The 12,162-nt window shown below is 37.4% G+C and carries 16 protein-coding genes; 6 read left to right on the plus strand and 10 right to left on the minus strand.

From position 1 onward, the window contains the following. Positions 1-4: 4 nt before the first annotated feature. Both AAIE21_RS14085 and AAIE21_RS14090 read right to left on the minus strand, forming a co-directional pair. On the minus strand, positions 5-793 hold the full coding sequence (locus AAIE21_RS14085) for a PspC-like choline-binding domain-containing protein (RefSeq protein ID WP_343267562.1): 789 nt from the start codon (positions 791-793) through the stop codon (positions 5-7). 63 nt (positions 794-856) lie between these two features. Continuing rightward, positions 857-991, minus strand: coding sequence for a hypothetical protein (locus AAIE21_RS14090; protein ID WP_343267357.1), 135 nt, complete (start codon positions 989-991; stop codon positions 857-859). A gap of 201 nt (positions 992-1,192) precedes the next feature. On the opposite strand from AAIE21_RS14090, the gene AAIE21_RS14095 reads away from it, so the two are divergent. After that, positions 1,193-1,645 (plus strand): 2-thiouracil desulfurase family protein, encoded by a 453-nt coding sequence (locus AAIE21_RS14095; protein ID WP_343267358.1) that lies wholly within the window; start codon positions 1,193-1,195, stop codon positions 1,643-1,645. A 37-nt stretch (positions 1,646-1,682) separates the two neighbouring features. Here the strand turns inward: AAIE21_RS14095 and AAIE21_RS14100 are convergent, their stop codons facing one another. The 5 genes from AAIE21_RS14100 to AAIE21_RS14120 all read right to left on the minus strand — a co-directional run bounded on the left by AAIE21_RS14100 (position 1,683) and on the right by AAIE21_RS14120 (position 5,274). After that, complete coding sequence (locus AAIE21_RS14100) at positions 1,683-2,036, minus strand: YxeA family protein (RefSeq protein ID WP_343267359.1); 354 nt, start codon at positions 2,034-2,036, stop codon at positions 1,683-1,685. 143 nt (positions 2,037-2,179) lie between these two features. Beyond that, positions 2,180-2,533, minus strand: coding sequence for a HesB/IscA family protein (locus tag AAIE21_RS14105; protein ID WP_241818538.1), 354 nt, complete (start codon positions 2,531-2,533; stop codon positions 2,180-2,182). 41 nt (positions 2,534-2,574) lie between these two features. After that, on the minus strand, positions 2,575-3,441 hold the full coding sequence (gene dapF / locus AAIE21_RS14110; protein ID WP_343267360.1) for a diaminopimelate epimerase: 867 nt from the start codon (positions 3,439-3,441) through the stop codon (positions 2,575-2,577). 259 nt (positions 3,442-3,700) lie between these two features. Continuing rightward, on the minus strand, positions 3,701-4,927 hold the full coding sequence (locus AAIE21_RS14115) for a NupC/NupG family nucleoside CNT transporter (protein ID WP_343267361.1): 1,227 nt from the start codon (positions 4,925-4,927) through the stop codon (positions 3,701-3,703). A 107-nt stretch (positions 4,928-5,034) separates the two neighbouring features. Continuing rightward, entirely contained in the window at positions 5,035-5,274 is a 240-nt protein-coding gene (locus AAIE21_RS14120) for a YuzB family protein (protein ID WP_017150175.1), read from the minus strand. A gap of 493 nt (positions 5,275-5,767) precedes the next feature. On the opposite strand from AAIE21_RS14120, the gene AAIE21_RS14125 reads away from it, so the two are divergent. The 4 genes from AAIE21_RS14125 to AAIE21_RS14140 all read left to right on the plus strand — a co-directional run bounded on the left by AAIE21_RS14125 (position 5,768) and on the right by AAIE21_RS14140 (position 8,837). Next, positions 5,768-6,838, plus strand: coding sequence for an NAD(P)/FAD-dependent oxidoreductase (locus AAIE21_RS14125; protein WP_343267362.1), 1,071 nt, complete (start codon positions 5,768-5,770; stop codon positions 6,836-6,838). A gap of 270 nt (positions 6,839-7,108) precedes the next feature. After that, complete coding sequence (locus AAIE21_RS14130; RefSeq protein WP_343267363.1) at positions 7,109-7,768, plus strand: ABC transporter ATP-binding protein; 660 nt, start codon at positions 7,109-7,111, stop codon at positions 7,766-7,768. Beyond that, entirely contained in the window at positions 7,752-8,540 is a 789-nt protein-coding gene (locus AAIE21_RS14135) for an ABC transporter permease (RefSeq protein ID WP_343267364.1), read from the plus strand. Before AAIE21_RS14130 ends, AAIE21_RS14135 begins: the two co-directional genes overlap by 17 nt. A 138-nt stretch (positions 8,541-8,678) precedes the next feature. Continuing rightward, entirely contained in the window at positions 8,679-8,837 is a 159-nt protein-coding gene (locus AAIE21_RS14140) for a YqbF domain-containing protein (RefSeq protein ID WP_016112359.1), read from the plus strand. Positions 8,838-9,174: 337 nt separating this feature from the next. On the opposite strand, the gene AAIE21_RS14145 is transcribed toward AAIE21_RS14140, so the two are convergent. Both AAIE21_RS14145 and AAIE21_RS14150 read right to left on the minus strand, forming a co-directional pair. Further along, positions 9,175-9,975: a nucleotidyltransferase domain-containing protein gene (locus tag AAIE21_RS14145; protein WP_343267365.1), complete on the minus strand. Its 801-nt coding sequence runs from the start codon at positions 9,973-9,975 to the stop codon at positions 9,175-9,177. A 91-nt stretch (positions 9,976-10,066) separates the two neighbouring features. Further along, entirely contained in the window at positions 10,067-10,375 is a 309-nt protein-coding gene (locus AAIE21_RS14150; protein WP_343267366.1) for a YuzD family protein, read from the minus strand. A 207-nt stretch (positions 10,376-10,582) separates the two neighbouring features. Here AAIE21_RS14150 and AAIE21_RS14155 point away from each other — a divergent pair, with 207 nt between their 5' ends. Further along, positions 10,583-10,819 carry a NifU family protein gene (locus tag AAIE21_RS14155; protein WP_000431179.1) on the plus strand — a complete coding sequence of 79 codons (237 nt, stop codon included), beginning with the start codon at positions 10,583-10,585 and terminating at the stop codon, positions 10,817-10,819. Between the two features lie 333 nt (positions 10,820-11,152). On the opposite strand, the gene yutH is transcribed toward AAIE21_RS14155, so the two are convergent. Further along, on the minus strand, positions 11,153-12,154 hold the full coding sequence (yutH, locus tag AAIE21_RS14160; RefSeq protein ID WP_343267367.1) for a spore coat putative kinase YutH: 1,002 nt from the start codon (positions 12,152-12,154) through the stop codon (positions 11,153-11,155). Positions 12,155-12,162 lie beyond the last annotated feature (8 nt).

The following is a 12,162-nucleotide window of genomic DNA, read 5'->3' on the forward strand; positions in this document are numbered from 1 at the left end:
AATATCAGCTTCCTCCAAGTTTTAACCAACCTTTATATTCAGAACCATTGCTGTTAAAGTAGTGCCAGTAACTACTATTTTTTTGCCATCCTGTTCGCATCGCTCCACTGCTTTTATCAAAATAGTAATCTACATTGTCGATAGAGTGGCTTCCTGTTGCCATTATTCCAGAAGAGTTTAAATAGTACCAATTTCCACCTGTAGATAACCAACCTGTTTGTCTGGATCCATTACTATTGAAGAAATACCAATAGCCTGATTCTTGTACCCAGCCTGTTTGCATCGCTCCACTGTTATCAAAATAGTAATTTACACCACCAATAGTTTCGCTTCCTGTTGCCATTACTCCAGAAGAGCTAAGGTAATACCATTTTCCACCCGTAGAGAGCCAGCCCGTTTGTCTTACTCCACTACTATTTAAAAAATACCATTTTCCTTCCTCTTGCAACCAGCCTGTTCGCATCGCTCCACTATTCTTATCAAGATAATAATACGTATATTCCCCTGTTTTTTGATTATAAGTTGAAGTCCAACCCATTTCCATTACTCCAGAAGAATAGAAGTGGTACCACTTACCACCAATGACTTTCCAATCTGTTTGTCTAGCTCCATCAGTATTTAAGTAATACCAAGACCCTTGCTTTTGCAACCAACCTGTTTGCATTGCTCCACTATTTTCATCGAGATAATAATATGTATATTCTTTTTGATTATAGATTGAAGTCCAGCCCGTTTCCATTACTCCAGAAGAGTAGAAATGATACTTTTTACCATCAATGACTTTCCAACCAATTGCTTTATTCCCTTTTAGATCATAGTAATACCAATTTCCATCTTTCTGTACCCACCCTTTAGCTTAGCTAGCCTTACTTACATTTTTAACTTTAGAAATAGATGTAGGGTTTTGCGTTTCTTTATTTTCTTCTGCATGAGCAATTACTGGAATTAATAGTGCCGTAGAAAGTAGGCAAGTAATCATCGTCTTTTTCATTTTTTTCCCCTTTTCCAAAATGTATAATCTTACACTATTTTATCAAGTAAATTTATTAAGTTAAATATCTTTTTAGTTTTATATATAAATTTAAACTTTAAGATTATTATAACCTACGCATATATTCTTCTTTACTTCGAAATTCACCACATGTTTTCATTAAATTATATAAGAAATCTACTAATGAACTGAGGTGAAAACATGATTGTAATCAGTGCCTGTTTAGCTGGTATTGCTTGTCGCTACGATGGAAATGACAATCTAATCTCAAAAATAGAAGAGCTATTACAGAAAGAGGAAACCGTCCTTGTTTGTCCAGAAGTATTGGGAGGTTTGCCTACACCGCGTCCATCAGCAGAAATCATCGGTGGAAACGGTGACGATGTACTAGATGGAAAAGCAAATGTAATGGATAAAGACGGAAACGATGTAACAGAAGCTTTTGTACAAGGAGCTTATAAAGCTTTGAAAGAAATAAAAGATTTAAATCCCGAATACATCATTTTAAAAGAGCGAAGTCCTTCTTGTGGGAGTTCTGTGATTTATACAGGAACATTTAATGGAGAGAAACAAACAGGTTATGGCGTAACAACAGCATTGTTTCGCCGGCATGGCTTTACAGTAATTTCAGAAGAAGATTTCGAAAACAAATAAAAGAGTTGACTCACAGGTCAACTCTTTTCCTTCTTCATTATTTCACGCCTAATTTTTCTTTCACTTTCGCAGGAAGCTCGTCTTTCTTAACCTCTTCCCAAGCTGTTACACCTTTTTTATCAGAGTGGAATACACGTAAAAATGCTTCCTTACGAAGATTCTTCACAGCTGTAAATTCCATTTCTTTTTCTTTACCATCTTTATCAAATGCAGGTAACTTATACTCAAATGATTTGTGAGGCTGACCATTATCAGCTTTTTCATTCTTTTCCGTTCCATCAACTGTAATTTGAACATAGTACTCATCTTTTCCCATACGATTTAAATCACAGCCAACTAACATTGTCGCAAATACAACTAAAATACTAAAAAGTGCAATATATCTTTTCACGTTATTCACCTCATGTGTTTTTTATTCTGTTGTTATCATAATCTTTTTTCGTTTGAGGAGAAATTCAAAAACGTGACATGAACATTACACTTTTGTAAGATAGTAAAAAATAACCTCCTCACTTATATGTGAGAAGGTTAAGATTAACACTCTTCCGGCTTACCAGCATTCGACGCTGTACGGAAAGATGATCCACATCCGCATGATGCGATTGCGTTCGGGTTATCGATTGTGAATCCACCACCAAGCATTGATTGTTTATAATCAATGTTAACTCCTTTTACAATCGGAGCACTTTCTTTATCAATAACAAATTCAACACCGAAAAACTCAAGAACTGTGTCGTCTTCATTTGGTTCTCTTTCAAATCCTAAGCCGTAAGAAAGACCACTACATCCACCGCCATGTACAGCAAGGCGAACGTATTTCTCTCCATCTTCAGCATCTTTCAACATATCCTTAATTTGAAATGCTGCTTGTTCTGTTACATTAATCATGAAATCCACCTTCCTTTCTTCTCTCGTTCTATTATACATCTTTACGCTTCTATCTTGTACTCATACACTCCGCGGCAAATTACTTCTGCTGGGCCTTTCATCAAAACGTTTCCTTCTTCAGTCCAGGCAATCATTAGATCGCCACCTGCTAGATGAACCGTAATTTCTTCACCGCGCTTCATTTTTTCATTTAACACTGCTGCCACAACTGCTGCACATGCCCCTGTTCCACATGCCTGCGTCACGCCTGATCCACGTTCCCAAACACGGAAGTTCATTTCATTGTCATTTACAATTTCAATAAATTCAACATTCACTCGTTCTGGGAACATTTCATGTGTCTCAAGCACGGGTCCTAATGTTGTAAGCGGCGCTTCTTCCACATCATCAACAAAAATAACTGCATGCGGATTTCCCATTGAAACACCTGTAAAGACATAGCGGTGATTATTATATAGGAAATCTTCACGAATAAACGGTGTTTCCCCTTCACCAAGCATCGGCAACTCTGCACGAGTTAAACGAGGGGCCCCCATGTCAATTTTCACTAATGTAACAATACCCTTTTCTACTGTTACTTCCGCTGTTACAATCCCAGCTAATGTTTCAATTGTAAAAACAGTCTCTTCTACTAGTTTATGCTCATACGCATATTTCGCTACGCAACGCAGTCCGTTCCCGCAACTTTTTCCTTCCGAACCATCGTTATTAAACATACGCATCTTTACTGGTGCTACCTCCGATGGACAAATTAAAATCATGCCATCTGCTCCAATGCCAGTATTGATATTCGAAACCTTTTCCGCCACAAGAGCTAGCTCTTCCTCTGGAATTTGTTCTTCAAACATATTTACATATATATAACTATTTCCAAGACCATGCATTTTTGTAAAAGAAAATTGATTCATCCTCATTCACTCCAAAAAAAATTTGTTGTTTTAAGTATAAAATGCATGCTTTTGGAACACAATAAGAACGTCCCCCGTTTCTCATATTTGACAACATTTTGATGGCTTTTATATAAGAGCCATTCTTACACAAATCGTGTAAGAAAAAAGCCCTTCTCGGAAAGGGCCTTTTTTATTTTATCTCGCTATTCGCGCGCCTTCAATTGGTGAGGACTAACAACCAGTGGGGAATGAAGCCCCCACTAATTAAAGTTTCACTTTATACAAACATCCCAGCTATTGCAGCACTGAGTAAGTTAGCAAGTGTTCCCGCTACAATTGACTTTATTCCAAACTTCGCAATATCACTACGACGAGTTGGTGCCATTCCCCCAAGTCCTCCCAGTAAAATAGCAACAGAAGATAGATTCGCAAATCCGCAAAGTGCAAAGGTAATCATTGCCGTCGTTTTCTCTGAAAGATTTCCCATTTGAGGGGCAAAATCAGTAAACGCTACAAACTCATTTAAAATTAACTTTTCCCCAATAAAACTTCCTGCTGTAATCGCTTCTGTCCACGGTACACCAATAACAAAAGCAAGCGGTGAAAAAATGTATCCTAATATAAGCTGTAGTGACAAGTCTGGATAGCCGAAAAGGCCACCAATTCCTCCAACAATTCCATTTAATAGTGCAATGATCGCAATAAATGCAATTAACATTGCTCCAACATTTAGAGCAAGTGATAATCCATCTGCAGCTCCGCGTGCAGCTGCATCAATAACATTAGCTGGCTTTTGGTCATCACCTGTTGTGTCTTCCTCATGTGCCTTATGTACTTCTGGTTTTTCTGTTTCCGGAAATAGCAGTTTCGCCATAATAAGGCCTGCTGGCGCCGCCATAATACTCGCAGCTAATAAATATTTGAGCGGAACACCAAGCGCAGCATATCCAAAGAGCGTTGATCCTGATACAGATGCTAATCCTCCGACCATCACCGCAAATAGTTCTGATTTTGTTAGGCGCGGCATATACGGGCGAATCACAAGCGGTGCTTCTGTTTGTCCTAAAAAAACATTCGCTGTTGCAGATAACGATTCAGATTGACTTGTACCTAAAAGCTTTGCTAATGCCCCACCAATAATACGAACAATCCACTGCATAATTCCTAAATAATATAAAACAGCAATAACTGATGATAAGAAAATTAAAATTGGCAGTACACGGAATGCAAACACAAATCCAGCCATCTTCGTTGGATCCCCTAAGCTACCAAATAAAAATAATATACCCGCATTCGCAAAATCCATAATCTTTTGTACGAACTGTGTCACCTTCTCTAAAACCATTCGTCCTACATTCCACTCTAACACGATAAAGCCAAATAATAATTGAATGGCAAGTCCACCAAATACAGTACGCGGCGAGATTTCCCGTCTATTATTTGAAAGTAAATATCCAATAAGAAGAATAACGATAATTCCAGCGAGCCCCCAAATAATATTCATCCTGTCACCTCAAAGATTCAAATTCTTTGTTAGCATTTCCTTCGAAAGAATTTTTACTCTAATAGAAACGATGACAATAAAAAAAGACGTTGCTCATTTGCAACGCCTTAAAACATTGGATTTTCATCTAAATAATCATATACATTTTTCACAAGTTCTTCTACTGTTGCCCCCTGTACAACTTCTCCGTTTACAAGTGCAAAAGGCCCTTCAAAACAAATACCACAATACCCTAAGCAGCCATACTCCATAACATCTAAATTCGGATCTTTTTCTAATTTCTCTAGCGCTGCTTGTGAGCCACTTGCAAGATTACCTACACAAAATTCGATTAATGGCTTAATCAAAACGATCCCCCCTGTATCTCTAAAAATGAATCTATAATAAGAAAACTAAGTTGTTTCTTGTTGTTTCCATTACACCTACTAAAATATTTAGTTACTTCACTGTTTCACTTCAAACTAAAAGATCTTCTCTATATCAATTCACTTTGATTTCCCAGTATACAAATCACTGTTATGAAAACAGAAAAAGACCTTCATTCACTTCCTCCTTCTGGTTTCACACCGCATGGGGACAAAAAGGCTCTGACAGCTTCTATCCACCGGCGGATGCTCTCTCCAACCTAAAAGAAGGGGGTTTTGTCTTTATAGAAAAATTTCAACAGACAAATTAAAACAGTTTACTCCACTTTTCTTCTTATTGTACAACAGAGTACACATTCATGCATTGTTATTTGTTCACAAATTCGATATAATTTGATTGAGTAAAGTCAAAATATTTTTTCAATATATAATTGTATGATTAGGGGATATTTCAACAGAAAAGGGGTAATCCATCATGAAACACCTCGTATTACTGGGCGGTGGCTACGGTGGAATGAGAATTCTGCAGCGGCTTCTTCCAAACAACCAACTTCCAGATGATGTCCAAGTGACATTAATCGACAAAGTACCATACCACTGTTTTAAAACGGAATATTATGCACTAGTAGCGGGTACAATTTCAGAAACGCATATTCGCATTCCGTTTCCAGAACACCCGCGTCTCAACATTCAATATGGAACTGTAACGAATGTTGACCTTGAAAACAAAGCCGTTCATCTCGATGGGGGCGAAGTTGTCGAATATGATGACTTAATTATCGGCCTTGGCTGCGAAGACAAATATCATAACGTACCAGGTGCGAAAGAATATACACATAGCCTTCAATCGATTGAACAAACTCGTAAAACGTACGAACAATTAAATAGTTTGGAACCGAATGCAACTGTCGCTGTTGTCGGTGCTGGTTTAAGCGGCGTTGAAGTTGCAAGTGAACTGCGGGAAAGCCGTTCTGATTTAAAGATTTATTTATTCGATCGAAAAGATCGCATTTTATTCCCTTTCCCCGAAAAATTAAGTAGATACGTAGAAGAGTGGTTCGTAAAGCATAATGTTACAATTATACGAAACTCTAACATTACGAAAGTAGAATCGAACGTTGTTTACAACCATGACGAACCGCTTGAATGTGATGCAATCGTATGGACAGCTGGCATTCAAGCAAACGAAGTCGTTCGAAATCTTCCAGTTGAACAAGATAGTAGTGGACGGGTTGTATTAACAAAATATCATAATATCCCGAATAATGAGCATGTTTATGTTGTAGGTGATTGCGCATCCTTACCACATGCACCATCTGCCCAACTTGCTGAGGGACAAGGTGAACAAATTGTCCAAATATTATTAAAACGTTGGAACAATGAACCACTTCCTGACGAACTACCTGTTATTAAATTAAAGGGTGTGCTCGGTTCTCTTGGTAAGAAACACGGATTCGGACTATTAGCAAATCAACCATTAATGGGACGTGTACCTAGACTTTTAAAGTCCGGTATTCTTTGGATGTATAAATATCATAATGGTTAAGCAGAAAAACAAGGGCAAATCGCTCTTGTTTTTCTATTTTTCTCCTTTTTTGATACGATATGTATATATAAATCCATTTTAATTTTTCAACATATAAGTCGCTGCTATGAAAACAAAAAGGGACTTACACTCATTTTCTCTCTCTGTTCTCACTTAGCATGGAGCAGAAAAAGGTTCTGACCGCTTCTATGCATGGCTGGATCCTCTCTCCCTTCTAAAAAGAAGGGTTTTATCTTTTTTTATTTATATAGAATCAGAAAGGAGAAAATTATGTTTCTATTAAAAAACGTAACATATAAAGATATCCTACACATTCCTTACTTAGAAATTCATAAAGAAAAAATCACCTGCATTATCGGTGAAAGCGGCAGCGGAAAAAGCACACTGCTTCGCATGCTTAATGATTTACAATCACCAACAGCTGGCGAAATTGAATATAATGGGGCACCAATTTCTTCTTATCCACCTATTCAATTACGCCGTGAAGTTGTTATGTTAGGGCAAACACCTCCTATATTTGACGGAACGGTAAAAGATAATTTGTTAATGGGACTTCGCTTTTCAGAGAAACCTTTTCCAGCTGATGAATCATTACAAGAAGCCCTAACAATTGTAAACTTAGAAAAAGATTTAATAAGTGTCGCCTCTTCATTATCCGGCGGCGAAAAACAAAGACTTTCCTTAGCCCGCGTATTATTAATGGATCCACCTGTTTATTTATTAGATGAGCCAACTTCTGCATTAGATGCTGATACAGAAAAACGTGTCATGAAAAATTTCACTACAATTGCGAAACAAAAGAAGAAAACAGTTATCTTTATTACCCATTCACAAATGCTTCCAGAAGAAATCGCAGACGACATTATTGAAATTAGTAAAGCTAAAGGTGCTATTAGAAGGGAAGTGCACGCACTTGAAGGGCGTTATTGAACTACAAATTTGGCAACTTGCTGCAGCATATATTTTCATTATCATTTTAATCGGACTTGTAAAATTAAAAGGAATACCACGTGAAAAACAAATTACGATTGCTACATTACGCATGACCATTCAGCTTGTACTTGTTGCATACGTACTTACATACATATTTGAAAATAGTAATCCATTTTATACAATCGCTATCATTACTTCTATTACGACATTTGCTATTTTTAATATTTATAAACGCGTAAACATCCCTATGTCAAAAGAGTTGAAACGTGTGGCCGCACTCTCAATGATTGCAGGATCAATTGGGCCTCTTTTATTATTTATCTTTGTCATTATTGGACACGATCCTTGGTATGCTCCGCAGTATATCGTTCCAATCGCCGGAATGCTTATCGGGAATGCGATGACCGGTATATCCCTCGGCGCAAATACATTCTTAAACAACATGAAATCAAGGCGCGAGCAAATTGAAGGAGCACTTATGCTTGGGGCAACTCCAAAGCAAGCAGCCGCTCCCCTTGTAAGAGATGCTTTCGATTCAGCTATTTTGCCAACAATTAATTCCATGGTCGGAATGGGAATCATTAGCCTTCCAGGTATGATGACAGGACAAATTTTATCAGGTGTTTCACCATTTACCGCTATTCAATATCAAATTGCGATTATACTTGGTATTTCTGGAAGTACAGCTTTTTCTGTCATTATCTTTTTACAACTTGGGTATAAAACATTCTTTAATACACGGTGTCAATTGAAACAGATGAAAAATTAGTTAATATAAAAAGAGTTCACATCCTATTGTGAACTCTTTTTATATTAACTATCTCCTTTTAAGTATCTCAATCCAATTTATGGATATCATAGTAATAAATCTTTAAATTTGTATCGTTCAATAACGGAGGTATGCATAATGTATTATGTTAAATTAATTCAAGGACAATCCTTCTATGCTTTTGATCATCGCTTCTTATTAGATCAAGAAGAACAAGTTACACAAAGGATTTTTAAATATCTGTGTAAAAATGAGTTTTTCGAAGTACGTAAAGACGAGAATACTTCCACAGCGTAATATTGAATAGGTAAAGACTAACAAATCCTTTATCACCAAATCGACCTCTCTAGTAACTGCTATAGAGGTCTTAATATTTTACCTCTTTTATATGAAATGATTACAGGCTCTTGAAATGAATGCATTCTTACAGTATTTATAATCAATTACTTTTGACAGTAAGTTAAACTTTTACTTCCTTTAAAATAGATGAATTTGTATTTAGCCCGCATTAATAGGCAGGAAGACCACCACTGATGGAAGTCTCACTTTATAAAGGTTTCGTTCTGCTCTTTTTATACCAAAAGTAGAATCCAATAAAAAAGCGTCAATACTATTTCTAGTATTGACGCTTTTTTTATCCTTCCCACTTCCTCCGGCATTCCTCTATTCCACTTAGCAAATACTTCTTCGTCATACCTGCCCGCTTCCAAATGGAAATCGTTCGTTTTGCTCCCTTATTATGACGTATCCTCTCTACCTCTTGTAATAAAGGTTTCCACTTATCATTGGACGATTTCATCATATATTGTAATCCCTCATCTTTTGAAACAATTGTTTTATGTTCTAACGTATACAAAATACGCCCCATCGTCACAACAGCTGATTCTACCCATTCTTCGATTAGAAACAAGTATGGTTTTGACGCCTTTTCACTCCAGTACTGCTCTACATTGTATTTCATTGTTTCTACAACCTTACTCCATGGGGCTTCAAACGGAAGTTCACTCGCTTCTTCTCCAGTCACAGTAATTCCACGGTTCTTCAGTGTCCACCACGTCACAGCATTCACATCCCAGTGACCTACGTCAACTTTCCCGTCAGCACAATAGACATACTGTCGCATCTCTTGATTTTGCTTACCTAAATCAGCAAGCGGAATATACATACCGTCCATTCGTCCGCCGAGCTTACTTTTACTCAATTTTTTATGTAAATCACTTATTTGCAATTTTTCAATTTCACTGACTGTCTCTCTCGTGACCGTTACAAAATCAACATCACTTTTATCCAAATGAAATGCTCCTAGAGCAATTGAACCGTATACATATACCCCTACTAATTGTTCATTAAAAAAGATATCTTGTAATCCATTCACATATTGCTCCATTAGGCCCTTTACTTCTTCTGGTAACTCTTGTTTCACTACTCCCTCCATATGCATCCTCCTAAATAAAATTACCTTTAATAGATATTTTTCCCATACGGATATATAAGAAAAGCCTTTGCGGTTGCAAAGACTTGTTATATTATAAATATTTCTCAATTTCTTCGTATACGTCCTTCAAACGAGGATTTCCTTCTCCAACGATTTCTCCGTTCACAAGAACAACCGGATAAAATAAATCCTCTTCAATTACGCGCTCTGCAAAAGCTTGCTTCTTCGTATCTTCTTGTTCTTCCTGAATATCAATATATTCAAACTTGAATTTATCATCTTGCCCTTCATACTTACGACCAATCGCTGCTTGTAGCCATTCAAATGTTTCCGTTGAAGACGGCATCCCAACGCAGCTCGCACAAATTACCTTTGCCCCATATACTTGAACATTCACCATTATTTCTCCCCCACTTCTCTGTTCTAACAGTACGCTTCCGGAACCTCCCTCATAAGCACATCTCTTTACAAGTTCAATTCTTGTCCCTATACTGAAAAAACACGTTGTAAACATGATACAATATTTTGACAATAAAACAAGAACAGAAAAAATAGATTTTCCCCTGTATCTTGATTATAATAAAATGGATGAAAGGAGTCGATAAAAATGGAAAACCCAAATATGCAAGAACAAGTACTAGAAGTATTAGATAAATTACGCCCGTTCTTACTTCGTGATGGCGGTGACGTTGAGTTAGTAGATATTGAAGAAGGTATTGTAAAATTACGCCTTATGGGTGCATGCGGTAGCTGCCCAAGTTCTACAATCACATTAAAAGCTGGTATCGAACGCGCACTACTTGAAGAAGTACCAGGCGTAATCGAAGTAGAACAAGTATTTTAATCTAAAAGCAGAAGCGGCTCGCTTAGAACAGGAGGGCGTTGGAGCTCCTGACGAAGAGGCGTTCTTTGCCTCACAGGAAGGAGCGAAACGACCGACTGTTCTAGCCGCTGCAACTGGATAATCTAAAAGCGGAAGCGGCTCGCTTAGAATGTGAGGGGGATGGAGCTTCTGACATAGAGGCGCTTTTTGCCTCGGCGGAAGAAGCGAAGCCACCGAACATTCTAGCCGCTGAAGCTGGATATCCTTAAAAGCGGAAGCGGCTTGCTTAAAATCGCTTTCACTAAATATTTATAAAAAAGAGACCAACATTGGTCTCTTTTTTATAAATTTCTATTAAGATAACCAATCCAATTTTCGAATCCCTAGCTTATCAACAGGTAAACGAAGAAATTCATAAAAGTGCTTCATAAATTGCTCTGAACGGTTCACATCGTGTAAAATGTCTTCTAAGTGATCTCGGTACATACTTTTTTGTTCTTCATTTTCCGTCAAATAGTACTGCTCTACTGTTTCAAAGTAGCGAAGCGGAAAGAGAAGACGTGCAAAAAGGAGTCGCCAACCAAAAGAAGAAAGTGTATAGTTTTTCTCATAATCAGTTACAAACTGAAAAATTGTTTTTTCCCAATCTTGCTTCTTCTCCATCGATACATAGCGAATCCATTCCGCTAAATCTCTGCTTGGATGATCATATACCCAATCGATAGGGATTTTTAATTTATTCGTTTGCTGCCATAATAAAGGGGTAAAGCGTTCTTGACAGATTGTTGCTGCATCAGCAAGCTGGGGTGTATCATCTATTTCCGTATCAACAACATATTGAATTGCATTTTCAGCAATGCCTAAATAATACGGGAAAGACTCAATAAATAGTTGATCGAATACATCTGACGGCTGATTCATAAGTTGTGATTGCCAAAATCGCTCTAATTGATCAAGCCTTTTTTCCCATAATGATTTCCATTCACCGATGCGACTTAATTGTTCTATTTCTTCAGGAAAAAAGGCGCCTCGTTTATGGAATAAAGAAAGCTCGCTACCTAACGATGTAGCATGTCGATCAAGCAAACGCATACCTTTTAATAAACAGTAATTTTTTTCTTCTATCTCACTTACATAGTAACCGTGCACTGTCGGAACAAAAGTCGCAACAGTAATATCCCCTTGTCGGTTCATATAATCGCTTAATTTTTTCATTTCAATAAGTACATCTTCCTCCATATTCCCAATTGGAAGAAGTACATAAATTTTATTGCGAATCCAAAAGCTTTTATAGGGGCCAAGGGGGATTAATTCTTTGACATGCATTTGATAATGCTCATAAATGTGCTGAATCATCATAGTCG

Source organism: Paenibacillus sp. 102 (assembly GCF_039549175.1).
In the GTDB taxonomy this organism is placed as follows: domain Bacteria; phylum Bacillota; class Bacilli; order Bacillales; family Bacillaceae_G; genus Bacillus_A.